At 54.6% G+C, this 24,980-nt stretch carries 27 protein-coding genes and 1 tRNA gene; 5 read left to right on the forward strand and 23 right to left on the reverse strand.

Features of this window, described 5'->3' with window-relative positions; translation table 11 throughout:
• Positions 1-62: 62 nt before the first annotated feature.
• Together A3L14_RS06460 and A3L14_RS06465 are read left to right on the forward strand one after the other, a co-directional pair.
• Positions 63-242 (forward strand): hypothetical protein, encoded by a 180-nt coding sequence (locus A3L14_RS06460; RefSeq protein WP_055429436.1) that lies wholly within the window; start codon positions 63-65, stop codon positions 240-242.
• 74 nt (positions 243-316) lie between these two features.
• Positions 317-1,195, forward strand: a complete 879-nt coding sequence (locus A3L14_RS06465) for an MBL fold metallo-hydrolase (RefSeq protein WP_055429345.1) — start codon at positions 317-319, stop codon at positions 1,193-1,195.
• A 66-nt stretch (positions 1,196-1,261) separates the two neighbouring features.
• On the opposite strand, the gene cas4 is transcribed toward A3L14_RS06465, so the two are convergent.
• The gene (gene cas4, locus A3L14_RS06470; protein WP_074631207.1) at positions 1,262-1,903 is read right to left on the reverse strand and encodes a CRISPR-associated protein Cas4; all 642 of its coding nucleotides are present in this window, start codon (positions 1,901-1,903) and stop codon (positions 1,262-1,264) included.
• Between the two features lie 178 nt (positions 1,904-2,081).
• Positions 2,082-2,417, reverse strand: coding sequence for a hypothetical protein (locus tag A3L14_RS06475; protein WP_055429435.1), 336 nt, complete (start codon positions 2,415-2,417; stop codon positions 2,082-2,084).
• A gap of 127 nt (positions 2,418-2,544) precedes the next feature.
• Here A3L14_RS06475 and taw2 point away from each other — a divergent pair, with 127 nt between their 5' ends.
• On the forward strand, positions 2,545-3,384 hold the full coding sequence (gene taw2 / locus A3L14_RS06480) for a tRNA(Phe) (4-demethylwyosine(37)-C(7)) aminocarboxypropyltransferase Taw2 (RefSeq protein WP_055429344.1): 840 nt from the start codon (positions 2,545-2,547) through the stop codon (positions 3,382-3,384).
• A gap of 4 nt (positions 3,385-3,388) precedes the next feature.
• Here taw2 and A3L14_RS11700 read toward each other — a convergent pair whose 3' ends face one another.
• Complete coding sequence (locus tag A3L14_RS11700) at positions 3,389-3,553, reverse strand: hypothetical protein (RefSeq protein WP_157628437.1); 165 nt, start codon at positions 3,551-3,553, stop codon at positions 3,389-3,391.
• A gap of 169 nt (positions 3,554-3,722) precedes the next feature.
• Between A3L14_RS11700 and for the strand changes: the two genes are divergently transcribed.
• Together for and A3L14_RS06490 are read left to right on the forward strand one after the other, a co-directional pair.
• Entirely contained in the window at positions 3,723-5,582 is a 1,860-nt protein-coding gene (for, locus tag A3L14_RS06485; RefSeq protein ID WP_074631306.1) for a tungsten-containing formaldehyde ferredoxin oxidoreductase, read from the forward strand.
• Positions 5,583-5,653: 71 nt separating this feature from the next.
• Positions 5,654-5,884: a MoaD/ThiS family protein gene (locus tag A3L14_RS06490; RefSeq protein WP_055429343.1), complete on the forward strand. Its 231-nt coding sequence runs from the start codon at positions 5,654-5,656 to the stop codon at positions 5,882-5,884.
• Between the two features lie 366 nt (positions 5,885-6,250).
• On the opposite strand, the gene A3L14_RS06495 is transcribed toward A3L14_RS06490, so the two are convergent.
• The 20 genes from A3L14_RS06495 to A3L14_RS06590 all read right to left on the reverse strand — a co-directional run bounded on the left by A3L14_RS06495 (position 6,251) and on the right by A3L14_RS06590 (position 24,972).
• A tRNA-Ser gene (locus A3L14_RS06495) sits at positions 6,251-6,337 on the reverse strand.
• 16 nt (positions 6,338-6,353) lie between these two features.
• Entirely contained in the window at positions 6,354-6,662 is a 309-nt protein-coding gene (rpsJ, locus tag A3L14_RS06500; RefSeq protein ID WP_055429342.1) for a 30S ribosomal protein S10, read from the reverse strand.
• 51 nt (positions 6,663-6,713) lie between these two features.
• Positions 6,714-8,000, reverse strand: a complete 1,287-nt coding sequence (tuf, locus tag A3L14_RS06505) for a translation elongation factor EF-1 subunit alpha (RefSeq protein ID WP_055429434.1) — start codon at positions 7,998-8,000, stop codon at positions 6,714-6,716.
• A 185-nt stretch (positions 8,001-8,185) separates the two neighbouring features.
• Positions 8,186-8,707: a hypothetical protein gene (locus A3L14_RS06510; RefSeq protein WP_055429341.1), complete on the reverse strand. Its 522-nt coding sequence runs from the start codon at positions 8,705-8,707 to the stop codon at positions 8,186-8,188.
• A gap of 131 nt (positions 8,708-8,838) precedes the next feature.
• Positions 8,839-11,037, reverse strand: a complete 2,199-nt coding sequence (locus A3L14_RS06515) for an elongation factor EF-2 (protein ID WP_055429340.1) — start codon at positions 11,035-11,037, stop codon at positions 8,839-8,841.
• Between the two features lie 135 nt (positions 11,038-11,172).
• Positions 11,173-12,249 carry an HD domain-containing protein gene (locus A3L14_RS06520; protein ID WP_074631205.1) on the reverse strand — a complete coding sequence of 359 codons (1,077 nt, stop codon included), beginning with the start codon at positions 12,247-12,249 and terminating at the stop codon, positions 11,173-11,175.
• 55 nt (positions 12,250-12,304) lie between these two features.
• Positions 12,305-13,081 carry an ABC transporter ATP-binding protein gene (locus A3L14_RS06525; RefSeq protein WP_055429433.1) on the reverse strand — a complete coding sequence of 259 codons (777 nt, stop codon included), beginning with the start codon at positions 13,079-13,081 and terminating at the stop codon, positions 12,305-12,307.
• Complete coding sequence (locus tag A3L14_RS06530; protein ID WP_055429339.1) at positions 13,081-13,542, reverse strand: hypothetical protein; 462 nt, start codon at positions 13,540-13,542, stop codon at positions 13,081-13,083. Before A3L14_RS06530 ends, A3L14_RS06525 begins: the two co-directional genes overlap by 1 nt.
• Complete coding sequence (locus A3L14_RS06535) at positions 13,539-14,306, reverse strand: ABC transporter permease (RefSeq protein ID WP_055429338.1); 768 nt, start codon at positions 14,304-14,306, stop codon at positions 13,539-13,541. The genes A3L14_RS06530 and A3L14_RS06535 overlap by 4 nt, the downstream gene beginning before the upstream one ends.
• Positions 14,307-14,310: 4 nt before the next feature.
• Complete coding sequence (locus tag A3L14_RS06540; RefSeq protein WP_055429337.1) at positions 14,311-15,399, reverse strand: hypothetical protein; 1,089 nt, start codon at positions 15,397-15,399, stop codon at positions 14,311-14,313.
• Positions 15,396-16,463 (reverse strand): hypothetical protein, encoded by a 1,068-nt coding sequence (locus A3L14_RS06545; RefSeq protein ID WP_055429336.1) that lies wholly within the window; start codon positions 16,461-16,463, stop codon positions 15,396-15,398. Before A3L14_RS06545 ends, A3L14_RS06540 begins: the two co-directional genes overlap by 4 nt.
• Positions 16,445-17,251, reverse strand: coding sequence for a hypothetical protein (locus A3L14_RS06550; RefSeq protein WP_143597776.1), 807 nt, complete (start codon positions 17,249-17,251; stop codon positions 16,445-16,447). Before A3L14_RS06550 ends, A3L14_RS06545 begins: the two co-directional genes overlap by 19 nt.
• A 274-nt stretch (positions 17,252-17,525) precedes the next feature.
• Positions 17,526-17,864: a hypothetical protein gene (locus A3L14_RS06555; RefSeq protein ID WP_055429334.1), complete on the reverse strand. Its 339-nt coding sequence runs from the start codon at positions 17,862-17,864 to the stop codon at positions 17,526-17,528.
• 284 nt (positions 17,865-18,148) lie between these two features.
• Complete coding sequence (locus A3L14_RS06560; RefSeq protein WP_055429333.1) at positions 18,149-18,952, reverse strand: GTP cyclohydrolase IV; 804 nt, start codon at positions 18,950-18,952, stop codon at positions 18,149-18,151.
• A gap of 51 nt (positions 18,953-19,003) precedes the next feature.
• Complete coding sequence (locus tag A3L14_RS06565) at positions 19,004-19,777, reverse strand: DUF4129 domain-containing protein (RefSeq protein ID WP_055429332.1); 774 nt, start codon at positions 19,775-19,777, stop codon at positions 19,004-19,006.
• Positions 19,765-20,175 carry a DUF1699 family protein gene (locus A3L14_RS06570; protein ID WP_055429331.1) on the reverse strand — a complete coding sequence of 137 codons (411 nt, stop codon included), beginning with the start codon at positions 20,173-20,175 and terminating at the stop codon, positions 19,765-19,767. The genes A3L14_RS06565 and A3L14_RS06570 overlap by 13 nt, the downstream gene beginning before the upstream one ends.
• 4 nt (positions 20,176-20,179) lie before the next feature.
• Positions 20,180-21,427 carry a DUF530 family protein gene (locus A3L14_RS06575; protein WP_055429330.1) on the reverse strand — a complete coding sequence of 416 codons (1,248 nt, stop codon included), beginning with the start codon at positions 21,425-21,427 and terminating at the stop codon, positions 20,180-20,182.
• Positions 21,424-22,584, reverse strand: a complete 1,161-nt coding sequence (locus A3L14_RS06580) for a DNA topoisomerase IV subunit A (RefSeq protein WP_055429329.1) — start codon at positions 22,582-22,584, stop codon at positions 21,424-21,426. The genes A3L14_RS06575 and A3L14_RS06580 overlap by 4 nt, the downstream gene beginning before the upstream one ends.
• Complete coding sequence (gene top6B, locus A3L14_RS06585) at positions 22,577-24,271, reverse strand: DNA topoisomerase VI subunit B (protein ID WP_074631201.1); 1,695 nt, start codon at positions 24,269-24,271, stop codon at positions 22,577-22,579. Before top6B ends, A3L14_RS06580 begins: the two co-directional genes overlap by 8 nt.
• A 2-nt stretch (positions 24,272-24,273) precedes the next feature.
• Positions 24,274-24,972, reverse strand: coding sequence for a KH domain-containing protein (locus tag A3L14_RS06590; protein WP_055429328.1), 699 nt, complete (start codon positions 24,970-24,972; stop codon positions 24,274-24,276).
• Positions 24,973-24,980 lie beyond the last annotated feature (8 nt).

A 24,980-nucleotide genomic window follows, 5' to 3' on the forward strand; every position in this document is an offset into this window, starting at 1 on the left:
CCGGAGGGGTAAAATAATTGGCAACCGCCAGAGGGCGGTGCCTGAGATGGAGGTGTATGGAAATGGCTGAGCTGATAGTTAAGTCCAAGGTTAAGGAGGCCGTTAAGGCCATAGAGCCCGAGATGAGGGTTAACCCAGAGTTCTACGAGGCCCTTGAGGCCGAGATCAAGGCTCTCATCGAGAAGGCCGTCAAGAGGGCCAAGGACGAGGGCAAGAAGACCCTCTACCCGAGGCACGTCTGACTTCTCCCCCTCTTTTTCAGTCTTTGGTTCCGATGCTCTTTTATCCTCCTGCACCTAATCACTCCGGTGGTATCATGGCGCTAAGGAAACTGGGTGATTCGGTTTACCTATATCCCGGAAGCCCTTCGACCCTCGTGAAGGTGATCGAAGGGGGAGCGGTCATCGTTGACCCCGGTCACGGAAGTGGGAGGCATAAAGATCTTAGGCGGGAGGTCAGGAAGCTTGGAGTCAAAATAGCCGCCCAGCTCGCAACGCATGGCCACGCGGACCACATCGCGGTGGCGCCCAGGATAAACGCCCCCCTCTTCATCCACCGCTTCGAGTTCTCCATCGCCGAGAGCCCTCTCAACAGGGAACTCCTCACCTTCGGCTCGAAGGCACCGGAGGGATTCTTAGCCTACCAGTTTCCTGAGGAGGTTAAAGTTCACGCAGTCTTCGAGTGGGGGGATGAGCCGTTCGGCCTAAAGGCCGTCAAGCTGAACGGGCATTCACCAGGAATGACTGGCTTTCTGGACGGGGAGAACGGCCTCGTATACGCGGGAGATGCCTTCTTCGGTGAGAGGGTGATAGAGGCCGTCGGCCTTCCGTACCTCGTCGATCCAGAGTTATTTAAAGCTTCAATTAAAGAACTACAGAATTATGCAGAAAAGGGCTTCCTGCTCATACCCTCCCATGGAAAGACCGTGAAGGGCGAGGAGGCGATTGAACTGCTCAACTTCAACCTTGGGCGCGTTGAGGAGATGGAGAGCATCATACTCGAACTCCTTAAAACCCCAATGAGCATCGATGAGCTGGCCCTCAGGATTATGGAGCACTACGGCGTGAAACCCACTCCCCAGAAGCTCGCCCTCAACCTCGTCCCGCTGAGGGCCTTTATAGCCCAGCTCTACAACGAAGGGAGAGTTGAGGCCCTTGTTGAGAAGGGGCTGAAGTGGAGGGTTAGAGGGAATTGAATATCCTGAGTTTGTGATTGCTATCCACAAACTTTCTCTGAAAGTTTGAGGTTGATAACCACAAACTCATTCCTCGTCCGGATAGCACAGATACCTGTACGGACAGAACCTGCAGGTATAGTTGTTCCACCCCTCCGGGGGCTTTCCTTTCTCGTACGCGCGCTTGACGGAGTAGAAGTGCTTCAATGTCTCCCTGAAGAGCTTGCCGTCGTAGGGAACCTCAAAGGCCTTGAAGTTCGGCCCCCTGACGATGGGGAAACGAGAGAAGTCTATCCTGCTGATAACCTTCATGGGCTCCTCGTGGAGCTTGATGTAGTAGAGGTAGCCGTACTCCGCCTCGGCCCAGCGGAGGTATATGTTGAGCTGGGCCAGATGATAGTCGTAGGGGTTCTTCGGAAGGCTCGTTTTTCCCTTTATCTCGATGGGGAAGTCCCGTATGGCATCGACCCTTCCGTGTATCTCAAAACCAAGCCGGTTGGAGCGGAGTACCATGTGCTTCTCAAGCTCAAAGCCGAACCTTCTCTCCAGAATCTCCCCGAGAACGTTGTGGGTGTTTATTCCCTGGTTCAGCCTCACTCTAACGAACTCCGGCCACCTCTCGGGATAGCCCTTCAGTCTGAAGTATATCCTCCTCGGACAGGTCAATGCCTCGCTGGCGTAAAACTCGATGAACCCATCGTTTTCGTTGTGATTCCCATTGGCCCTCATTCCATTCCCTCCAGATACGGGGCAGGTCATCGGCCCGCGAACCTCGCCGCCCCTGCGTCAGCTAATACCGACGTCATCACCCATCAGACTGGGCAAGGGTCGTCATCCGCTTGGAGAGTTAAGGCTAACCCAGCATTTAAATCTTTGGGGAAAGAAGGCCGGAATAAAGAGAACGAAATCAGAGTATGATGCCCTTCTTCCTCTTGAGCGAGTAGCTCAGACCGTAAGCAGGCCAGAGGCTCGGCGGCTGCTCGTAGTGGTGCAGGTTGCGGAGTATTTTCTCCGCTGTCTTCCTGTTCCGGGCTTTAACACGCAGGACACCACGCTCAAGCTCAACTGTTCCGTTTGAGAGCCGGATGGTGAGCTTTGAACCGTTAATTTCAGGCCTTGCTTTCATTAAAAGCTTCCTGTAGTCCTCGTATGCCTCACGGCTCAGCTTCTGCTCAAGAAGGGCGGGTTTTTCACGTGACTTAAACAGGCGGGAAAACCAACTACTTGAAGGCTCCTCATCCATACTCCTCATCGACCTCCGGAGGATTTCTCGGTTTAGACTCGTTCTCCAGGTTTTTAAGGATTTCTCATCGCTTTTTGCCGAAATGACGGGAGAAGGTTTTTTAAAGTTTCCGGCCCGAGTAAGGCCGATGACGAGGACGCAGCTGATAAAGCCCCGCATCAGGGAGATGATCTCAGGGGAGCTCCCGGAGGGGCTCGTGAAGATGCTCCCAAAACACTGGGTTCGGATAGGGGACGTGCTGATTATTCCCATCCGTCCCGAGCTTGAACCCTACAAGCACCGCATAGCGGAGGTATACGCGGAAGTTCTCGGCGCCAAGACCGTTCTCAGGAAGGGGCGCATAGGCGGCGAGTTCAGGGAGACCAACTATGAGATACTTTACGGAAACGATACAGTGACGATCCACATAGAGAACGGGATCAGGTACAAGCTCGACGTGGCAAGGATAATGTTCTCTCCGGCCAACGTCAAGGAGCGCGTTAGAATGGCAGAGGTCGCGAAGCCCGGGGAACTTGTGGTGGACATGTTCGCGGGAATCGGACACCTGAGCCTGCCGATGGCCGTCCACGGGAAGGCGAGGGTCATAGCAATAGAGAAGAGCCCCTACACCTTCAGGTTTCTAGTCGAGAATATCGAGCTCAACAAAGTCCAGGACAGGATGACGGCCTACAACATCGACAACCGCGACTTCCCCGGAGAGAACATAGCCGACAGGATTCTGATGGGCTACGTTGTTACAACCCACGAGTTCATCCCCAAGGCTCTCAGCATAGCCAAGGACGAAGCGATAATCCACTACCACAACACCGTGCCCGAGAGGCTGATGCCGGATGAGCCTTTCAGGACGTTCCGGAACATAGCCCGGGAGCACGGCTATGAGGCTGAAAAGCTCAACGAGCTGGTCATCAAGCGCTACGCTCCCGGTGTCTGGCACGTCGTCGTTGACGTGAGGGTTTTTAAAAAATAAGTTCCTACCCTCTACGGCCCCACAGGGGTTCCCAGTCATCGCATACGAAGTTCATATGGACAGTTTTCACGTGCCTTCTGCACATCCCCTGCGTTGGGAAGTACGAATCTATCGCACCGAACCAGCGACAGTTTTTGCAGGCCTTCAGCTCCTCCTTCATTCCGTCCACCGGTGCATCTTTGAGGGCAGGGCACATAAACCTTTGGACATATCTGCACCGCCGCGAGCAGTGCAGTTAACAAATGAACTTAACTCCATGTCGGGTATGAAACGCTTCCTTTTGCGAAGACCTTATATCCTTCAAGCCGAAAATCTTTCGAGGTGATTCTGACATGGCAATGAAAGGATGGTGGGGACGGATTCTCAGGGTTGACCTGACCAACAACAAAGTTTGGGTGCAGGAGTATTCTCCAGAGGTCGCCAAAAAGTTCATAGGCGGAAGGGGCCTGGCCGCCTGGATTCTCTGGAACGAGGCCAAGGGCGTTGACCCTCTCGGCCCCGACAACAAGCTCGTGTTCGCTGCCGGGCCTTTTAACGGCCTCCCGACCCCGAGCGGCGGTAAGCTCGTAGTTGCGGCCAAGAGCCCGCTCACCGGCGGCTACGGTGACGGCAACCTCGGCACCATGGCGACCGTCCACCTGAGGAAGGCCGGGTATGATGCGATAGTTGTCGAGGGCAAGGCCAAAAAGCCGGTCTACATCTATATCGAGGACGACAACGTCAGCATACTGAGTGCCGAGGGCCTCTGGGGCCTTGACACATTCAAGACCGAGGAGGAGCTCAAGAAGATACACGGCAAGAACGTCGGAATCCTCAGCATCGGCCCCGGTGGAGAGAACCTCGTCCGCTACGCCGTTGTTATGTCCCAGGAAGGAAGGGCCGCCGGAAGGCCCGGTATGGGTGCGGTCATGGGGAGCAAGAAGCTCAAGGCCGTCGTCATAAGGGGCACCAAGGAGATTCCGGTCGCGGACAAGAAGAAGCTGAGCGAGCTCTCAAGGGAAGCCTACCAGGCAATACTCAACTCCCCAGCGTATCCGTTCTGGCACAGGCAGGGGACGATGGCAGCGGTTGAGTGGACGAACGAGAACTCGGCACTGCCGACCAGGAACTTCCAGGACGGTTCATTCGAGTTCGCCCGCTCGATAGACGGCTACACCCTTGAGGGCATGAAGGTCAAGCAGAGGGGATGTCCATACTGTAACATGCCGTGTGGAAACGTCGTCCTCGACGCTGAAGGAAAGGAGAGCGAGCTCGACTATGAGAACGTGGCCCTTCTTGGCTCCAACCTGGGCATCGGGAAGCTCAACGAGGTTTCGGTTCTCAACAGGCTCGCCGACATGTATGGAATTGACACAATATCCCTCGGTGTTTCAATAAGCTTCGTGATGGAGGCCGTTGAGAGGGGACTCCTCAAGGAGGGCCCGACCTTCGGAGACTTCAAGGGCGCCAAGCAACTCGTTGAGGACATCGCCTTCAGGCGCGGCGAGCTTGGCAACTTTGCAGCGGAAGGCGTCATGAGAATGGCCGAAAAGCTCGGCGACGACAGCTTCGCCATGCACTCCAAGGGACTTGAGGTCAGCGGCTACAACAGCTACATCTACCCGGCCATGGCCTTGGCATTTGCGACCAGCTCGATCGGCGCCCACCACAAGGAGGCCTGGGTCATCGCCTGGGAGATAGGAACTGCTCCAATTGAGGGTGAGCAGGCGAAGAAGGTCGAGTACAAGATCACCTACGACCCGGAGAAGGCAGCAAAGGTCATCGAGCTCCAGCGCCTCAGGGGCGGCCTCTTCGAGATGCTCACCGCGTGCAGGCTCCCATGGGTCGAAGTGGGGCTGAGCCTCGACTACTATCCGAAGCTTCTCGAAGCCATTACCGGCGTCAAGTACACCTGGGACGACCTGTACAAAGCAGCTGACAGGGTCTACGCCCTCATCAGGGCCTACTGGGTCAGGGAGCTCGGCGAGAAGTGGGGCAGGCACATGGACTACCCGCCGAAGAGGTGGTTCATCGAAGGCCTCAAGAGCGGGCCGTACAAGGGACAGCACCTCGACAGGGAGAAATACGACGCCCTGCTCAGCGAGTACTACAGGCTCAGGGGCTGGGACGAGCGCGGAATCCCGAAGAAGGAGACCCTCAAGGAGCTCGGCCTTGAGGAGGTCATTCCGGAGCTTGAGCAGGTCACCAGGCTGGAGTGATTCAGTCCCCTTTTATTATTCTCTTCGACAGATTTTTAGCGTGGAGCCCCAATTTTCAGGTGGTGATAGCGGTGGTCAGGATAAGGCTGATGGGTGCTTTCGTTCATCTCGCAAAGGCAAGGGAGCTTCACGTCAAGGTTGATGGGAAAAAAACTGTGGATGAGATCCTCCGCGAAGTCATTCCGCGCTACGACGAGTTCCACGACAAAATCATAATGATCAACGGGCACCCCGCGAGGGGCGACGCCGAGGTTACCGACGGCGATGAGATCAAGGTGATGCCGGTTTTGAGCGGTGGGTGAGGTCGTCGAATGTCTTTTTTGTTAATCTATTAACATCATCCGTTCGTTTTTCTGTTAACTTGTTAACAGCAACTCTTCTACATTGCTTCTCTCCCCAGAGGTTGAACGCCAAAGGCGTCTTATAAACGAACTTTTCAGCGAGAAGAGAGGGATAAACATGAGATGCTTAAAGAGCTCAATGCCATTGAACTTGCCGCGGGGCTCCCCTCATAATGGGTGAGTTCTTCAGAGAGGTGCCCCCTCTTGAATTAACTCCCCGAATATCTCCGGTACAAAACCATCAGTGAGTGGCGTGCGATAACGAAGACTTACATGTTCAAATGGACATAAGAACTTTGATCAAACTTTGCACAGGCAAAGTTTGGATGGCGCCGGGGCAGGGATTTGAACCCTGGCGGGCAAACGCCCACGGACTCTCCAGGCCCGCGCCTTCCCAGGCTAGGCTACCCCGGCGCAAAAAGGGGGAGAATCATGAGATGAGCTCGATCTCGATGGTGACGTCCTCAGGGACGCGGATGCGCATAATCTGGCGCATGGCCCTTTCGTCGGCCTCGATGTCAACGAGCCTCTTGTGAACGCGGAGCTCAAACTTGTCGAAGGTTGCGGTACCCTCGCCGTCCGGGCTCTTCCTGGTGGTGATCCTTATCCTCTTGGTCGGGAGCGGTATGGGTCCGCTCATCCTGACACCGGTCCTCTCGGCTATCTGCTTGATCTGGTCGGTGACCTCGTTGAGGGCCTTAATGTTGGTGCTCGCGAGCTTAATCCTTGCCTTCTGCATTTCCGTCCCTCCTAAGGCTTAAGGAAGTAAAGGAAAGGTCAAAGAAGGCCTTCACTCGGCCTTCTGGATGGAGATAACCATACCGGCAGCGACGGTCTGGCCCATGTCACGGATGGCGAACCTGCCCATCTGCGGTATCTCCTTGACCGGCTCGATGACCATCGGCTTGGTCGGCCTGAGGACGACGATGGCGGAGTCACCGGTCTTGATGAACTGCGGGTTCTCCTCGACGATGTTGCCGGTCCTCGGGTCGAGCTTAGCCAGGAGCTGCTCGAACCTGACGGCGACCTGGAGGGTGTGCGCGTGGAGGACCGGGGTGTAGCCGACGGTGATAGCGGTCGGGTGGTTGAGGACGATGATCTGGGCCTTGAAGGTGTCCTTCGGCCTGACGACGGTCGGCGGGTTGGTGGTGTGTCCGGCAACGTCACCGCGCTTTATGTCGTTCTTACCAACGCCACGGACGTTGAATCCGATGTTGTCACCCGGAAGGGCCTCCTGCATGGCCTCGTGGTGCATCTCGATGCTCTTGACCTCACCCTGGATCGGCTTGTGGAAGATGGTGCTGGCCGGCTCGAAGATAACGACGTCACCGACCTTGAGGACACCGGTCTCGACACGGCCGACCGGGACGGTACCGACACCCTTAATGGAGTAGACGTCCTGGATCGGGATGCGGAGCGGCTTGTCGGTCGGCTTCGGCGGCTCCGGAATCTGGTCGAGGGCGTCGATGAGGGTCGGGCCGTTGTACCAGGGCATCTTGTCGCTCTTCTTGACGACGTTGTCGCCCTCCCAAGCGCTGATCGGGATGATCGGGAAGTCCTTGTAGCCGAGCATCATGAGGAGCTTCTTGACCTGCTCGGCGACCTGCTTGAACTTCTTCTCGTCGTAGTTGACCATGTCCATCTTGTTGATGGCGACGATTATGTGGCCGATACCGAGGGTCCTGGCAAGGAAGGCGTGCTCCTTGGTCTGCGGCATGACACCGTCGGTGGCGGCAACGACGAGAACGGCAGCGTCGGCCTGGCTGGCACCGGTGATCATGTTCTTAACGAAGTCTCTGTGGCCCGGAGCGTCGATGATGGTGATGTACCTGTGCGGGGTCTCGAACTTGGTGTGGGCAACGTCGATGGTAATACCCCTCTCCCTCTCCTCCTTGAGCCTGTCCATGACCCAGGCGAACTTGAAGGACTTGCCCTTCTCACCCATCTCCTCGAACTTCTTGATGATGTTCTCCGGTATGTTGGCGGTGTCGAAGAGCAGCCTTCCGATGGTGGTGCTCTTTCCGTGGTCGACGTGGCCTATAAAGACAATGTTAACGTGCGGCTTCTCCTTAGCCATTTTCATACACCTCCATATTTTGGTCTAGTCTCGTTGACTAGGATGGCTTTTTAAATCTTTCGAACCTCGGCCCCCTCGGGCGGGAAACCCGCCTTTTATCGGGGAGGCCTCATGAGTTCCGTCCCTAAGTTACGAAGCGGGTTTAAAAAGTTAACTACGGGGGTTTGAACAGAAAAATGTAAACCTCAGCCCCCTTTCAGTCTGCATTTCCGAAGGTAGTCCCAGAGTGTGTAGTAGATGGTGAACCTCTCCTCTCTCCTGCTGTCAAGGTCATACACCGTGAGAACCAGCCCGCACTCCCTTGTGCCGTTTTCGAGGGTATAGCAAATTTCCCTGTAGGCATTCTCCGAGGGGCCTGTGCTCGCGGTGTATCTAACCTCCACCAGGCGACCGTCCTTTCGCACCAGGATGAGGCGCTGATAGGTCCTGCCGTATCCACCGTTCGAGAGGAAACTCCTCTCCGCCACCACCGTTTCTATCCTACCGGACCTGTTCACGCTCACGTTCCAGCTTTCATAGTTGATACCTCTGACGAACTCGAAGGGTGCAGTTCCAGCTTTGCACTCCACCTTCTCCTGGGGTGTTGACGGCCCCCACCAGAAATAGGAGTAGTGCTCGTAGAACACCCTCCCCGGCCACGGGACGAACAGTAAAATCCCAATGACCACCAGGATTCCGACGAGGAGTGCCTTCCTTTGTGCCCCCATGGAGCCGATATTATCGTTCCGATATTATCGTTAGAGATTAAAGGATTTTCGGAGGAGACGTTGAATTAAGTGGCACGGTATCTCAAGCCCATGAGACTAGAAAGTAAGTAGAAGGGAAGGGCGAAAAGCCCTCACTGCTGCGGGCAGACGTCCTGCTCCTTCGGCGGGTTCGGGTCGAGGCCCTTCCTCTGGCGTATCTGCCTGATGATGTTCACAGCGAGCTCTCCCGGAACGCGTTTGAAGCCGGCGTGCTCGGTGCTCCAGAGGGCCCTTCCGCTGGTTGCTCCACGGATGGCTCCGGCGAATCCGAACATCTCCGCGACCGGGGCCTCGGCGATGATGATCATGACCTCTCCTTCCTGCCTCATGTCGATGAGCTGACCGCGCCTCTGGTTGATCTCCCTGCTGACGGCACCCATGTACTCGTAGGGCACGTTTATGATGACCTTCTGGTACGGCTCGTAGAGGATCGGCTGGGCCTTCATCATGGCACACTGAATTGCACCCCTGATGGCTGGATAGATCTGGGCCGGGCCGCGGTGGACGTTGTCCTCGTGTATCTTTGCGTCGTGCAGGCGAACCATGACCTTCATGACAGGCTCCCTGGCGAGCGGGCCCTCGTCCATGGCCTGGTGGAATCCATCAACGAGGAGGTCCATGACCTCGTTGAGGTACTGGATACCCTTGGTGTTGTCGAGGAACAGGTTGCCGTTGTATATGTCAACTATACCCTTGGCGACTTCGTAGTCCATGCCGAGCTCGGCGAGCTTCTTGGCAACCTCCTTCGGGTTCTTGGGCCTGCCCTCTGGGATGAGACCCTCGCGGATGGCCTGGTATATCTCGTCCGGGAGCGGCTCCACTGTGATGTAGAACCTGTTGTGCTTGTTCGGGCTCTTTCCTTCGACTATCGGGCTCATCTTGCTGACGCTCTCACGGTAAACGACGATCGGCGGGGAAACGTCAACGTCGAGCTTCCAGTCCTCCTTGAGCTTGACGAGCTTGACCTCGAGGTGGAGCTCGCCCATACCGCTGAGGAGGTGCTGGCCGGTCTCCTCGTCGATCTTGACGTGGAGCGTCGGGTCCTCCTTGGCTAGCTGGCGAAGGGCTTCGATGAGCTTCGGAAGATCCTTAACGTTCTTGGCCTCTATAGCCACGGTGACGACCGGCTCGCTGGTGTAGTGGAGGGCCTCGAACGGCTCGATCTGCTCCTGGGCAACGGTCTCACCGGCCATAGCATCTCTAAGACCAGTTACCGCGACGATGTTACCTGCCGGAACGGCCTCCATGTTGACCCTCTCGGGACCCATGTAGATACCGACCTGCTGGATTCTCGCTTTCCTCTTGGCGTTGATGAGGTAGACTTCCTGTCCGGTCTTCACGGTACCGCTCCATACACGGCCGGTTGAGACCTCACCCGCGTGCTTGTCGAGGATGATCTTGGTGACGACCATGACCATCTTGCCCTTCGGGTCGCACTTGAGCATGGCCTGGCCGACCTCGCTCTCAACGTCTCCCCTCCAGAGGTGCGGGATCCTGTACTTCTGGGCCTCCAGTGGGTTCGGGAGGTGCTTGACGACCATGTCAAGGACGACGACGTGGAGCGGGGCCTTCTGCCTGAGGGTCTTGAGGTCACCAGCATTAGTGAGCTCGACGATGTCCTTGAAGGAAACGCCTGTCTTCTTCATGAACGGAACGCTGAGGGCCCAGTTGTAGTAAGCTGAACCAAAGGCAACGCTACCGTCCTCGACCCTGACCATCCACTGGCTCTTGAACTCGTCCGGGGCGTACTTCTTGATGAGCCTGTTGACGTCGGTGATTATCTTGGCAAACCTCTGGAGTATCTCGTTCGGACCGAGCTTGAGCTCCTTGATGAGCCTGTCGACCTTGTTGATGAAGAGGACGGGCTTGACGTACTCCCTCAGGGCCTGCCTGAGAACGGTCTCGGTCTGGGGCATGACTCCCTCGACCGCGTCAACGACGATGATGGCACCGTCTATGGCTCTCATTGCTCTCGTAACGTCACCGCCGAAGTCAACGTGACCCGGCGTATCTATGAGGTTGATGAGGTAGTCCTGGCCCTCGTAGTTGTGAACCATCGAAACGTTGGCCGCGTTGATGGTGATTCCCCTCGCCTGCTCCTGCTCGTCGAAGTCAAGAACGAGCTGCTTTCCGGCGAGCTCCTCGCTGATCATTCCGGCACCGGCGAGCAGGTTGTCACTCAGCGTCGTCTTACCGTGGTCAATATGAGCGGCAATACCCATGTTCCTGATCCTCTCGGGCTGGGTCATGAGCTCCTTAATCTTCGCAATCATCTCTTCCCTTCTTCCCATTTACACCACCTTCTAACCTGATGAGCTTGTTCACCACTCACTTAAAAGGTGCGGTTATAAAGCTTTTCCCGGTGGAGAAGCGGCAGCACGGGAATGCGTTCAAACTACTTAAGGGTTTTGGATGAAAAATCACGTTCAATCAAGGAAGGTCTTCAGAAACCTTTCAACCCACTCCCTCACGTCGGCCCTCGCATAGATCCCCCAGCGCCAGTGAGCGTCCTTCAGTTCAACGAGGGAGCGAACGAGAGGTGAAACCTCGCTGAGACGCCTCAGTCCGTTCTCCGTCTCGACGAAAGCGTTCTTCTCCTCGAACTTGGGCTTTGGGGGATAATCCACCAGGACTAAGTGGCCAAACTCGGCTTCAAGTTCTCCCCTCAGCTCCTCAACTGCCCCCTCACCGGGGTCTCTGTTCGTGTAGAGAACACGCTTGTAGAGCCTCCTGTCGTCCATGGCCTTGACGAGCTCGCGAACTTCGTCCTTCTCGCTCCTCCTGAGCCTCGCTACGAGGTCAACCTCGTCCATGGTGCGGATTTCTTCGAGGGACAGCCCCTCCAGTTCGACCGCCTTGACGAGCATTGCGCTTGCTATCCTTGAAACGTGGTGCCCGTAAACAGTGGGATACATCATGCTCCTCGCGAGGAGAAGACTTTGGGCGGCCATTACACCCTTTTCCTCCACCACGAGCCTCTCACCGTCGTAGTACAGGTTCCTCACGAGCCTGTCGAGGTCGACCAGCCCGTAAGCAACGCCGGTGTAGTAGGCGTCCCTCACGAGGTAGTCCATTCTGTCGGCATCGATGTCCCCGCTCACGAGGGGGTGTTTGAAAAGCTCGATGAACTCCCGGAGGGAGTATTGCTCCCTCAAGACATCTCCGATTTCACCGTGCCTTATTAACCACTTCGTGTTCTCCTCGTGTCTTGGATAGAGTGCCTCAAGGGTGTGACTGAAGGGGTAGTGGCCAAGGTCGTGGAGCAGAGCGGCGTGAACTGCTCCCTCCTCAATCTCTGGATTGTGCTCGGCGATTCGCTTTGCCAGATAGAACGTCCCGAGCGAGTGCTCGAAGCGGGTGTGCCGGGCGGAGGGGTAGGCGAGAAAAGCCATGCCCAGCTGGGTTATCCGCCTGAGCCTTTGAAACTCCGGCGTATCCACAAGCCTAACCGCAAACTCGTCAAGCTCGATGTGGCCGTGTATTGGGTCGTGGACGAGCTTCATAATGTTCCCCGGGAAAAGAGGGGAAAAAGTTTAATAAATCTAATCCCCAAAAATATCAACGGGCAGGGGCTTCCACTTCAAGTGGTTCACCTCCGCTTGGAGTTTGCCGACCCTCCTGCCCTAGAGAGGGGGCATCTTCGCTCCCTCTCCTTTTTGAACGTCCAACCTTGGGCTTGAACAGCTTTTCGACTTCCTCCTGCACTTCCTCCACTTTTCCACTCAGGACGAGCTTTCCGTTGCCTATGACAACTACCCAGTCCACTATCGGAATCAGCGGCTCCCAGATGTGGCTTATGACAACGAAGTTGGTCTTTTTCATCCCCTCGATTATCTCAATAACCCTCTCCATGCTGTCGAAGTCTATGTTCGCCAGGGGCTCGTCAAGGAATATCAGCTCGGGCTTCCCTACGAAGGCCTGCGCCAGGCTCAAACGTTTCAGCATTCCTGATGAGTAGCCGTTTATCCTCTTGTCTATAAAGGGCATGACCTCAAACAGCTCCGCAACCCTCTCGACTTCTTCCTCACCGAACCCTTTGCTCTCAGCGAAGAGAGTCAGCCATTCCCTCCCGGTGACGAACTGCGGAAAAGCCGGCGGGTCGTAGGCAACGCCGAAGCGGGCCTTAAGTCTTCCATTGTTCCAGGGGACTTCACCGAAGACCCTTATCTCTCCGGCGCTTGGACGATAAACGCCGGTGGCGAGCTTTAGGAAGGTGCTCTTTCCGCCGCCGTTGGGGCCGAGGATTAGGGTGATTCCCTCAGGAATGTCCACGGTAACGCCGTCGAGCGCCTTGATGCTCCCGAAGTGTTTCTTCAGGTCTCTCGCCTCGATTATCACCTGCCCCACCTCCACACAATGAGTGCCAGGAGGATTGCAAAAGCGGAGCCGCTGATGTAGAGGGCGTTTTGGACAGGTTTGGTTGGGTAGTTTTTGATGAAACGGAAGGAGCAGGTGAGTTTGTCAGTGCCGTTGTTAATTATAAGGTAGTCTCCCTCCCTCGGCAGAACGAACTGATACCTGGCATGGCCGTAGACGGCGTGTTTGTCCACCTGTTCTCCGGTTATGACGTCATAGACCTCAATGACCCCGTTGCCGTTGCAGGAAGCCTCAACCAGTGAGCTGGTGGGGGTATGGGCTGTTACTGAGGTTATATCGGTCACATTACCCTGACGCTCCACCGGCTGGAGAAAAACCGGGCCGATTGAGCCGACCTGATTTTCATAGGAACTGTAAACCCAGAGCGAGCCGATGGTGAGCAGGAGCATTGCGGACAGCAGGGCACCCCAGAACCTCACACCACATCCCTCCTTCTGATGAGAACCCACGCGAGGGCAAAGAGCGCCAGCGGGACGAGAAGGCCCCAGCCGATGTAGTTAATTGTGAACGGCGTGAAATCAGTGCTCCCGCTCCTGGGTATGGCGTTGATGAAGAGCACCGGCGGGACGTTGGAAAGGCCGGTAACCCTGGGCGCGTATATCACCGCAAAGCCGATCATGAATGCTAAGAATGCGTTTGGAGATGCCAGCGAGACAAAGGTCGCAACCGCCACCATGTAAAGTACAAGGAAAACTACCAGAACCAGTGCATCGCTTAGGAAGTTTGAGGTTATCCGGGGGAGGTACTTCAAGATGCCCGCGTAAGTGGTCACGCTAACGTAGGCGAAGGGCAGCAGTATCATGGTGAATCCGTAGATTAAGAGCGAGAGAAGCTTGACCCCGAAGAGTTCACCGTTGGAGTAAGGAAGCGAGTAAATCGAACGCGCAACGCCGCTGTCCCTGTCGTAGCGGAACGTTAAAGCGCCGAGGAGCAGAACGAGAAAGCCCATCAGTGTCCAGACGTCGTCGAGGGAAAGGAGGATTTGAATACTCGACGCCACCCCCTTTGCCCGGAGAGGCCCAAAGAGTTCAATTTCGGTTCCAGAGACAAACCCCATGCTTGAATTAACACCCATAATGGACTGCTTCATCGCCATCCCTACCAGGAGTATTCCGAACAGTAAGAGAACGTTCTTCACAACGTCATTCATTTCCCAGCGGAAGATTACACACCGACGTTCCATGGAGTCACCTCCTTTTTCTTAGTGAAGCCCATACCACGGCGATTCCCAGGAAAACCAGTGTGATGTAGAAAATGTAGCCCACCGCGGTCTGAGGTCTTGTGTATTTCACCTCATCAACAGCTCCAAAATCCGCGTTGGTGTCATGGAGGACAAGGCCGAATTTCCAGGAGCGGTTCTTTTTCGCAATCATCCGATATCCCGATAGCTGGTCCTCAAACACTGCCCATTTCACACCAATTGCACGAAAATCGGCGTAGGGAGCAGTACCTGTGGTTGCGGGATATAGGGCAATGCCGCTGGAGGGATCGTAGATTATCCCTGCACTTGGCCCGCCGAACGACACGTCAATTAGTGTATACTCCCTTTTTTCGTCAATTCTCTGGGACAGCTTGAAGTCCCCCATGGTTAGCGCAATTGAAATCAGGGGCGGGCCGAATTTTCCATAGTACGTCATCGCCGATTCGTTGAGGGTACCTGCCCCCCATACCGTTACGTTCGTACTTCCCAGGAGGGAAAACGTTTCATTTGCTTCGGGGAGATTGTTGGGGTTTATCCAGAGGAACGTGTGCCCGTAATAGTTGCCGTCCATATCAAAAACCGCGCCATCACTCCGCCGTATCATATAGTCACCGGAGAGCGTGAGGTTGTTCAACTTAACCTCAAGCCACACGCAGTCGAGAAATCCTACATCATGGCTCGGGATGAGCTTCTCAGATATAACGTCCCTGCGGTTCCAGAAGACCGGATATCTGGTGCCGTTCAAAAATATCGAAGAAATCGTCACGTTTTCCATCATAATTGTCGCCCGTACTCGTAAATACCCATTGTTTTCATCCAAAATATCGAATCGGACTGTGGTATTGTTGTTTGCGAATACCCTGAATAAAGTGCCGTTAATCTCGATGAAGATTTCGGCAGTGTGTATTTGGTTTGGGAGTGCTCCCGTGACTAAATCAAAGTATGGGTCGTACCTCTGGACGATGTACTCAATGTAAACTCCCGGCTTGACCCAGTACGGGGCCGCGAGCGCTGAATGAAGGCCTCCGATGAGGATGAATATTGCCACTAACATCGAGGGAATGACGTTCCTCATTTTGATTTCCTCCAGCCTTTTGCTGTCATGATAGAGCCGAGGAGAACCAGCGACCCCCAGAACGCGTACTTCCACGGCGTTTTAGCCTTCGAGAACGGTACCTCTTCTACTCTCTGAAACTCAGCATTGGTGTCGTAGAGTGGCAACAGGCCGGCCCACATGGGGTTTCCCTTTACCATCTGGTCATAGGCCACGCGCTCGTCCATAAAGGATGCAAAAGGAATCCCTATAGCGGCAAGGTCAGGGGAGATCAGTATTGAGAGGGTAGTCGGGGATAACACCATTCCAGTTGCTGGGTCGTAGCATATTCCCCCAGGAGTCTGGGTGGTGAACTCCAAACGACCCTTTATGACGAGCGGTGGCCCCATAAGGGAAAGTATGGCAGTCGGCGGTCCAAATTCTCCGTAGTACGTTTTCTTGGGTTTATCCATCGCGGACACCCTTTCGACTTTCATCGTCCAGTTAAGGGTGGGAAGAACGACAAAAGTATCATTCCCCTTTGGGGTCTCATTCGGGTTAATCCAGAGGAAAGTGTGGCCATAGGGTCTCCCATCTATCCCGAAGACCATCCCATCCCTCTTCCTTATTCTATATTCTCCAAATATCCTCAGGGAGCGAAGTTTGACCTTTACGCTGACCTCACCATCAGCCGAGACCCGTTTCGATGTTGAGAGCATATCTGTACTCTCCCAGAAGGCCGGGGCGCTGGTTCCGTTGTGGAGGCTGAACTTGATTGTTACATTTTTGAGCTCAATGATAACACCAACGACAAAATACTCCCCGCTCTCCCCGAGTATCTTGAATTTTATGAGGGTATCATTATAGCTATCCACCCAGTATTCTGTTCCGTTTCTGAAGTACAGAATGGAAGCAGTCGTGACTGATTCCAATTTCGTGCCATGACTGATCTGGGTTTCAATGTATGGGTCGTACCTCTGGGCGATGTACTCAATGTAAACTCCCGGCTTGACCCAGTACGGGGCCGCAGATGTAGGGAAAACAAGAAGAGATATTGTAAATAAAACTCCCAAACCCCTAAGAGCCTTCATTGCCTCTTCCTCCACGCCACAACCACTGCGAGCACCAGGAGTAGGACAACGGCCGTGTATAGATATGCCGCGTCCGTTTCAGATTTTGAAAACTGTACCGTCTCAGCGACCCCAAACTCTGCATTGGTGTCGTAAAACCCTATTCCGTAGGTGTAGAGCTTCCCGTCCTCCTTGTGGTTCTTGCTCATGTACATGCCCCACTGATCCATAAAGTACACCAGCTTGACACCGCATGCCGCGAGATCAGGGGCTGTCGGAAAAAGGCCAGTAACAAACATACCTGTGGATCCATCGAAATACAGTATCGCATCGGTTCTTGAGAAGGAAACCTCCCCAATCGGGGTCTTTACACTCATACCTCCCGCGGTTCTGACGTAGATCACCGGCTTCGTGAAATTGGAAGTTCTAGTGATTACACTCACGTCCAGGGAAGTAACGTTCACCACCTTTGAAATGGAATTGCCCGCGAAGCCAACGAGCTGAAACGGCTGATCTACTGTTATGGGGGCGTTTCCCAGATCGTCCCAGAGGATTGTGTGGCCGTAGTTTGTGCCTGCGGTATCGAAGACCATGCTGTCCTCCTTTCTAATCTTGTAGGTGCATGAGTACCTAGCCTCCGTGACGTTGAATAGCGTCTCGTTGTCAAGGGTCTTTTTTGAGATCAAAGCTGATTCCGGCCACAGCACTACCGTCTTGTCCCCGAACTGCTTTATCGTTACATTAAACATCTCCAAAATCAGCTTCATGAGCAGGTAGTCTCCTTCGTCGCCCAGGATGGTAAATGTCAAGTATGTGTCCCCCATAGCAGACATCTGGATGTAAGTACCATTAACCTCAAGAACAACGTCACCCGTTGAGAGAGACATGCCCGTTGATGCATACTTACGGGCAATTTCCTCGTGTCTTAATGAGGCATACTTAATATAAACTCCCGGTTTGGCCCAGTATGGCATGGCATTAACAGGATACGCACCGATTAGCACGATCAAAAGAATCACGAGGAATTTCAGGTTTTTGCTGTTCAAGACACCACCTCCAAATATCCATTAAGATATAAAAAGAAAAAGGGTGGCACTCTCAATATGCCGGCCAGTGAGCAGACGCTACCACGGTCTCTGGAGCATCAGGAGCGAGAACTACCGTCTTTACGGTAATTCCCGTGCTGTCATAGTACTTGTAGACACCATAGGAGTATGGGTCGAGCTCGTTAATCAGACCACCATCTCCGTACCTGTAAGTTATCTGGTAGTTGGTGTACGGATTGTTGACATCATACTTGACTCCGATTTCTGCATAGGCCCAGCCATACTGGCCTGAACTGTAGTCTCTCACAACCGTGGTGTTCCATATCGTCGCTGCCGCGAACCCTGCCGCCACTACCAGCAGACCGAACAGTATTGCCACAAGCTTCTTCATGGTGCCGACCCTCCTGCCCGGGGGGCGGTCAATACGCCCTGTCGGGCAATTGGTTATACTCCCATCATCATATTTAACTTTTACTTCAAAGTTTAATTATAAATTTCAAAAAAAAATCGGGAACGTCCCTGCAGCCCATTACATTGTACAAACACATAGGCAGATATGTCAAAACTAACAACCCGGTTATGCAGGTGTTAACGAAATAATTTAACAAAAGGTCGCAGAATTGTGCAAAAACTTCGGAGAGAGTAAAGAGAATAAGGAATATCGAGTCTCAAATCTCAGCTCCACGTCTCCGCTATCACGTCGTGCTTGTGGATGCTCTCGTTGCTGATGACCTTCACGTGGATCTTTCCTTTAAACCTCTCCTTCGCCCTGGCGAATATCTCGCGCGCAACGTCTTCCACGAATTTCGGGTTGGCAAACATACCCTGCACGACGGCGTTTTCATCGACGGTCTTAAGGAGCGTGTAAGTCGGATGACTGAAGGAGCTCTCGACGACGTCTATCATGTCCTCCAGTGCTATCTCCTCATCAAAGGCCGTCCTCACCTCAAGCTCGCCTATCGCCCTCTGTATGTGGGTCTTTCCGTTGTTGTTGGCCATCGCGTGGGGGCAGGCGGTGTTGCCGACCACCTTGACGCGGAGAACCTTCTCAAAGGAACCCTCCTCGTTTTTGATGACACCGACCTCGACGTCGTAGGGCTCGTAGGTGGTCTTTTTGCTCGCGGGAGTCTCGCGCGGTATTATGAGGTGGGTTCTTATCCAGACCTCGGCGCGCCTGTGCGGGTGCTTGCCCTCAAGACGTTTGATAATGGACTTTCCAAGCTCCTCAAGGGAGCTGTGGGCCTCCATCACTTCCTCCTCGACGGCCTCGCTCATGGCCTCGGTTATGCTTTCCACGAGCCTGCTCATGTGTATTCCCTTCTTCTCCTCCGGGACATCTATGGTTATCTCGAACACTGGGAGAAAGGTGTACACCCGTCCTTTCCAGTTTATTCTCGCCACGGTGCGCAGGTTGGTTATCCCGACGCGGTGAAGGCGCTCCATTATCTCCGGCCTCTCCTCCTGGGTCTCGACGAGCATTAGCATCACCTTTAACTTTTTAGGGGCTTCTAATTCGACCGCCTTTTAAACCTACCTGAGCAGCTCCATGAGCCTGTCATAGCTCTTTCTGGCGGCGGCGACATCGGCCTCGTCCAGCCTGCCGGCATATTTGGCCTTCTCGAATATCCTCGTGAGGATGTCGATGTCTTCGAGGTCAGGAAAGATTTCCCTCAGCTTTTCTTCGTGCTCCCAGTGCGTCCAGCTCTTCTGGTAGGGGTAGCCCTTCATGACGAGGCCCGCGACGACGTTCTTGTACATCTTTATGACTCTCTCCGCAGGGGTGCCCTCTATTGAGTCGTACGTCATCTGGGGCTCGAACCTGACCTCAAAGGGAACCCTCTTCGGTTTCTTACGCCTCCTCACCGTGAGGAGGAACAGGATAAAGACTATGAAGGGAATGAAATAAAATATCCCCGGAAGCTCCCTTAGAGTAACGGCGAAGTCGCCGGAGGTAACGTTGTACCAGACCCCGGAGAGCGTTTCCCCTACTTTGCCCCCGTTCACGAGCTCTTCCGGCTTATTTTCGAGGATCAGCTTAATGACGACCAAGAGGGACAGTAGCGTTATGACACCAGCCAGAACGTTGCCCCTCTTGGTTCCCCGCATTCCCCTTTCAAAGTTCCCCTCAAGGAGCATCTTCAGCACATAGCCAGCCGCCGCAAACAGGAAGAGGTTCGCGAAGAAAAATACCCATTCAAAGTTGAAGACAGTAGTCCCTCCATGAACGGCCGTCCTGCCAAGGAGCGTGGAAACGAGGATAAAAGACACAAAAAGGGCCGCGTAAATGCCTTTCAGCCTTTCCATCGCCGGACACCCAGCTGCTCAATCATGTAGTAAACCGTTCTGAGCGGGATGCCCATCCTGGCGCTTATCTCCTTGGGGGGAACTCCGTTCATTATGAGGTTTTGGACCTCCCTAACTGTTCCCTCGTCGTATTTCCTGGGTCGCCCCCTGGGGTAGCCCTCGGGGACAAGCTCTATGCCCATCTGGGCGAGAGCTTTGACGGCCTTTTTCGAGACCTTGGGATAGAGGCTAGGGGGGCAGGAAATTTTTCTCACGTTGGGGGCGCGCTCAAGAATCCTCACTAGTATCTCCTTCGTCGGGCGGAGGTTTACGTAGACCTCGGTAACCTCATCGCTCAGCACCTCGTTCAGCTTCCTTATGAGTTCAGAATTGTTCCGCGCCTTAACCTCCACCCTCATAGGCTCACCCCTGGAGGAGGGCCAAAAACTGCTTGGCCTTATCACTCTTCGGCAGAAACTTCTCAAACTTCTTCGTGTCAGCAAAAAGCGTCCTGTGCAGGCCGGAAATCACGAACTTCCTGATGGCCTCCTCAACTTCATCCTTCGGCACGCCGAGAAGCTCGGCAACCCTCTCTTCACTGTATTCGCTCATCCCGTAGAGGAGAACCGCGCCGAGGAGGTAGTTGGGAACGCCGGTTAGATCCTTCCTCTTTCCAACGAGGGCATTCTCCATCTCACACTTCCTTATTATGAGCATGCTACCGTGACCCGTCCTAAAGTTAGGCTCGTTCCGGAAGGGAAGGTCAAATATCGAGTAGTGGCAGTCTATGCAGAGCTTTATGTTTGGATAAAGGCCGAGGGTTTCCCTTTCGTTCTCGGAGGTGAGGAAATAGTAGCGGAAGAGGTCAAGGCCAAGTTTTTCGGCGCCCTTCTCCGGATCAAGGACAGAATAGGCCAGGGAGAGGTTGTCAACTGTATAGTGATTGTTTATCAAAACCCCCTTGGTCTTGACAAAGCTCAGCACGCGCCAGCGGAAGCGCCTTCCGTAGCGCTTTCTTAACTCCCCCTCTATGTCAGCGTCCGCCGGCAGGTCAATCCGGGCCTTTTTGAGCCTGTTGTTCTCCCAGTACTCGACTTCTATCCTAAGCCCGCGCGTCCTAACGGTTCCCTTCTCGCGGAGCTTGCCCTTTATGAACTTGAAAGACTCCCTGACCGCTATACTCTCCCGGGCGAGGAGCCTCAGGACGTCCCCAGAGTAGGCCAGGTGGGGCAACACCTCTATCCTGCCCACCTGAACATTCCTCGGGACGGCCTCAACATTCTCAACGTTTTCCCTAGTGAGCTCCTTGAGAGTTACCGGTTTCCTCCCGAGGAAGAAGGTGTAGTTGGCGGAGATGATGGCAAGGGCCATCTTGTGGGCGGTTATCGCCGCACGGAGCCTTTCAAGGGCGAGAATCCTGTTGCGCTTCTTCTTGTAAATCCACTGGATGTGAGGATCGCGGTCGCGCTTGCCCATGCCCCTGACTGACGGGGTGGTCTCACCAACTCTCCTTGAGAGGTCTTCCTCAAGCTCCTGAAGGAGGGAGAGATTCTCCCTAAGGTGATAAGAAATGGACGGGAGGTCGAAAGTCTCAAATAACCCGTCCATGTCTATCCCGATGTCGTCCAGTATCTTGTTCACCTGCGCGACGAGTTCCTCCGTCGTCGTCATGGCAGGAGCTCACCGTTGTTTATCTTTTCGGGCAGGTACTTCTTCGCCACGAACTCAAGGCTCTTGTTGGCCAGGGCCTGCTGCTCTATCCTGACTCCCATCTTAACGGCCATCTTGAGCTGCCTCTGCCACTCCCTGTTCTGGAACCACGGGTATTCCATCTCCTCCAGAATGCGCTTGTAGTCACCGGTCGGGCCGCCCTTCTTGTTGGGGGGGATTCCCTTGAGCTTTTCAGTGACGTTTTCGAGGCCGTAGCGCTTTATGTCGTCCATGGTCATCCCCACGAACTTCGCCTCAGGAGTTGCGAGCTTGTCGCTCAGGTAGGCGAGGTTGATGGAGCCCTGCTTTATGGTGGAGTAGATGTACCAACCGTAGGGGTCACCATCGGTGAAGACTATAATGGGCAGTCCTTCCTCGTAGTGGAGCCTGTGGATGAGCCTCCTGACTCCACGAGAAGCCTGTCCCTGCGTCGCTATGATGAGGGCGTTTTCCTTCTTCGGGAACTTTTCCTCGATGAGACGGTCGGCCATAGCCGCTGTCTCTACAACCAATGCATAGTCGACGTTAACCTCAACGAACTGGAGGTGCTCGACCGTTCCTGGAACCGCCCAGCCTCCCATACCGAGCTTTGACGTGTTGAACTCGTCCTCGCCGTCGCGTATGACTATGTCACCGTAGATATAGCCGCGCCTGTCGGCCGTGAGGTGCATCTCTTCCCTGAGAACGCCGAGCATCCTTTCGAGGTCTTCGATGATGGGGTCGCTCTCGCGCTGGTCTTCGAAGGTGTTCTCCTTAGTCCCGGGGATGGTGTGCTTGTTGGCGTAGTAGGCTTCACGAAGGCTCGCGTGCTTCCCCTCGCTTACCAGCCTTTTGACGTAGGCCATTATGAGTAAGGTCTGCATGAACTTTCTTGCGTGAGCTACGTTGAGGAAGTATCTCCTGGAGAGCTTGTCGCCCATCCTGATAACGCGTCTCTTCTCGTCGAAGTAGACGTTGTTCAGCCCACGCATCGGGATATCGAAGTAGGGGTTCTTTCCGGTCTTTATGTCTTCAAGAACCCTCCTTCCATACTCCTCCAGCTTGGTGAGCACCCTGGTCGGGTCGTAGGAAAAGCGTTCCCTGGGCTTCTCACGTTTGACGACCTTGGATTTAGGCATTCTCGCTCACCTCGTTAAGCTCACCCTCTTTGGTTGCAAAGCGGCTCTCTATGAAAGTCAGGAAGTAGCTCCTGATGGCGTCCTCCTCCTCTCCCGTCAGGACGCTTAGGGCCCTCGCTATCTCGGGCACGTACTTCTCGAAGGTTTTCTTCCTCTTGACCTGGTAGAGCTTCCTGTGCTTGCCGCTGAGGTACGTCTGAAGCTTTCTGGCGGCGTCCATTATGGCCAGCCTTATCTCGTTCTGGATTTCCTCGACGTTGGCTATGCTCTGCTTCCCCGTGCCGGTGTATGGGACGTGGACGCTGATGACGTTTATCATGAGCACCACCGGGGCACGGTCGAGGTCGTCAACCTTGTAGCGCTTCCAGTCTATCGAGCGTGCCGCGAGCGTCGTCACACATGAGCCTGCATCGAAGAGGAGAGGAACGCGGTTGGCGTAGCGGAGAAGTTCAAAGCCAGCCGGAATCTCACCGCCGTACGCCAATCCAACCTCAACCTGGAAAGGAATACCACCTGAGTAGACCTTTGGCGGTCTAGTTACCGCCGTGACGAACTCCGGCTTGAGGATTCCCCTCAGACCTTTCTCAATGTTCTCCTCGCCTATCGGCCTGAGGCCATGAGTCGGGGGAGCCAGGAACTTCATGTACTTGAAGGCCTCGACGATCTCCTCTGCCTCGTGCCAGGTGAGCTTTTCCGGCGGCTTCTCCATGATCTTGGCGACCTGCTTGACGACTTTCGTGTATCCCCTGAAGGAGCGGAGGACGGCCTTAACCTCGCCTTTCATGAGCCTCTCGTAGAGCTGCTCCTGGACGTTCTTGTCCTCCTCCGTCTTTATGAGCCTCAACGCGGCAATGTACTCTATCAGCTCGTCTATCTTCTTGTCGCTTATCCTTGAAAACTCACCGACGAGGAAGCGCTTCACGGTGTTCCTCCTAGTTTTTTTGGCCATCCTGTAAACGTCGTCGGTAAGGACACCGCGCGGGTGGGGCTTCATCTCAACCGGCGGTTCCGGAATGTAGTCGCTCGACCTCGGGAAGACTATGAGCTTCCCATCGGGCTCTATGAGCTCGATGTGGGCGTGTGGGTTTGCTATGGCGGTGAGCTTGAGATACCAGTAAACGCCCTGCTTGGAACGGATATACTTGACGTTCTTGACCTCGAGCTCTATCCTCGTCCCGCGCCAGCCCTTCGGGTTGGGGTGCTTCTCCTTTTTGACTATTTTACCCTCGTTCTTGTCAACGTCAATCTTCACCCAGGCCTCAATGGTTTTATCTCCGCCGGTGGAGGTGATAACGCGCGTTGCCTTTCCGCTCGTTATCTGGGCGAACATGACGGCACCGCTTATACCTATGCCCTGCTGGCCACGGCTCTGTATGTTCCTGTGCGCCTTGGTTCCGGCCAGCATCTTTCCAAAGACGTGGGTTATGTACTTCTCGGGTATTCCAGGACCGTTGTCCTCAACGATAACCTTGTAGTGCTCCCTTCCAAGCTCCTCTATCTCAACGCGGATGTAGGGGGGGATTCCCGCCTCCTCACAGGCATCGAGGGAGTTTGTAACGGCCTCGTGGACGACCGTGGTAAGGGAGCGTATCTTGCCCGTGTAGCCAAGCATGGCCGCGTTTCGTCTGAAGAACTCACTGACGCTCTGAATCTTGAACTCCTTAAACAGCTGACTTGCTTCGGCCATTTTCATTCCTCCTCGTTCTTCTCCAGTTCGCCGCCAAGGGCCTCGTAATAGCTCATGCTCTCCAGTTCAAGGTCCTTCTTCCTCCTTTCGAGGTATTTGTAAACGACACCGTGCGGGGAGCCCTTGGCGAGCTTCTCTATTGCAGTCTTGGCAACCTCAACCTGGATCGGGTTGCCGATTATCGCGACGGTCTTACCATAAACACTCACATCGGCACCGCTCATCTCCTCGATTATCTCGCGTGTTCTCCCTTTTCTGCCGATTATCCTTCCCCTAACGCGCGGAAGGGCGTTCTTGTCGTTGCCGATGACTATGTCGGTAAGGTTGACCACCTCAAGGACTTCGCCCTCGTTGAAGAGCCTGAAGGCCCTCTGGGGGGAGAATCCCCTTCCAATGGCCATGACGACATCGCGTGCCTTCCAGACGGCGAGCGGGTCGTCAGTCTCCTTCGTGGCGGTTATGAACACCTCCCCGGTCTCGCTGTCTATCTCTATCTTCGTTTTTGTCCTCCTCTCTATCTCCCTCTTCGTCTGTCCCTTCTTCCCTATGACGACCGCCACCCTGTCCTTCGGAATCCTTACGAACTCCTCCTGCTCTCCCAGGGCGGTGTAGCTTATCTCCTCCTCAGGGGCTTCCCGAACGGGCCTGCCGTCTTTGTCAATGCGCTCGTACTTCTTAAGGAGTCTCTCAAACTCGTCCATACTCTCAC

Source organism: Thermococcus thioreducens (assembly GCF_002214545.1).
In the GTDB taxonomy this organism is placed as follows: domain Archaea; phylum Methanobacteriota_B; class Thermococci; order Thermococcales; family Thermococcaceae; genus Thermococcus; species Thermococcus thioreducens.

Bases quoted from the DNA above. Each gene is read 5' to 3' on its own strand.
- A3L14_RS06460 (WP_055429436.1), top strand. From the start codon at position 63: ATGGCTGAGCTGATAGTTAAGTCCAAGGTTAAGGAGGCCGTTAAGGCC.
- A3L14_RS06465 (WP_055429345.1), top strand. From the start codon at position 317: ATGGCGCTAAGGAAACTGGGTGATTCGGTTTACCTATATCCCGGAAGC.
- cas4 (WP_074631207.1), bottom strand. From the start codon at position 1,903: ATGAGGGCCAATGGGAATCACAACGAAAACGATGGGTTCATCGAGTTT.
- A3L14_RS06475 (WP_055429435.1), bottom strand. From the start codon at position 2,417: ATGGATGAGGAGCCTTCAAGTAGTTGGTTTTCCCGCCTGTTTAAGTCA.
- taw2 (WP_055429344.1), top strand. From the start codon at position 2,545: ATGACGAGGACGCAGCTGATAAAGCCCCGCATCAGGGAGATGATCTCA.
- for (WP_074631306.1), top strand. From the start codon at position 3,723: ATGAAAGGATGGTGGGGACGGATTCTCAGGGTTGACCTGACCAACAAC.
- rpsJ (WP_055429342.1), bottom strand. From the start codon at position 6,662: ATGCAGAAGGCAAGGATTAAGCTCGCGAGCACCAACATTAAGGCCCTC.
- tuf (WP_055429434.1), bottom strand. From the start codon at position 8,000: ATGGCTAAGGAGAAGCCGCACGTTAACATTGTCTTTATAGGCCACGTC.
- A3L14_RS06510 (WP_055429341.1), bottom strand. From the start codon at position 8,707: ATGGGGGCACAAAGGAAGGCACTCCTCGTCGGAATCCTGGTGGTCATT.
- A3L14_RS06515 (WP_055429340.1), bottom strand. From the start codon at position 11,037: ATGGGAAGAAGGGAAGAGATGATTGCGAAGATTAAGGAGCTCATGACC.
- A3L14_RS06520 (WP_074631205.1), bottom strand. From the start codon at position 12,249: ATGAAGCTCGTCCACGACCCAATACACGGCCACATCGAGCTTGACGAG.
- A3L14_RS06535 (WP_055429338.1), bottom strand. From the start codon at position 14,306: ATGGAACGTCGGTGTGTAATCTTCCGCTGGGAAATGAATGACGTTGTG.
- A3L14_RS06540 (WP_055429337.1), bottom strand. From the start codon at position 15,399: ATGAGGAACGTCATTCCCTCGATGTTAGTGGCAATATTCATCCTCATC.
- A3L14_RS06550 (WP_143597776.1), bottom strand. From the start codon at position 17,251: ATGGGGGACACATACTTGACATTTACCATCCTGGGCGACGAAGGAGAC.
- A3L14_RS06555 (WP_055429334.1), bottom strand. From the start codon at position 17,864: ATGAAGAAGCTTGTGGCAATACTGTTCGGTCTGCTGGTAGTGGCGGCA.
- A3L14_RS06560 (WP_055429333.1), bottom strand. From the start codon at position 18,952: ATGCTCGTCGAGACCCAGGAGGAGAGGCCGGAGATAATGGAGCGCCTT.
- A3L14_RS06565 (WP_055429332.1), bottom strand. From the start codon at position 19,777: ATGGAAAGGCTGAAAGGCATTTACGCGGCCCTTTTTGTGTCTTTTATC.
- A3L14_RS06570 (WP_055429331.1), bottom strand. From the start codon at position 20,175: ATGAGGGTGGAGGTTAAGGCGCGGAACAATTCTGAACTCATAAGGAAG.
- A3L14_RS06575 (WP_055429330.1), bottom strand. From the start codon at position 21,427: ATGACGACGACGGAGGAACTCGTCGCGCAGGTGAACAAGATACTGGAC.
- A3L14_RS06580 (WP_055429329.1), bottom strand. From the start codon at position 22,584: ATGCCTAAATCCAAGGTCGTCAAACGTGAGAAGCCCAGGGAACGCTTT.
- top6B (WP_074631201.1), bottom strand. From the start codon at position 24,271: ATGGCCGAAGCAAGTCAGCTGTTTAAGGAGTTCAAGATTCAGAGCGTC.
- A3L14_RS06590 (WP_055429328.1), bottom strand. From the start codon at position 24,972: ATGGACGAGTTTGAGAGACTCCTTAAGAAGTACGAGCGCATTGACAAA.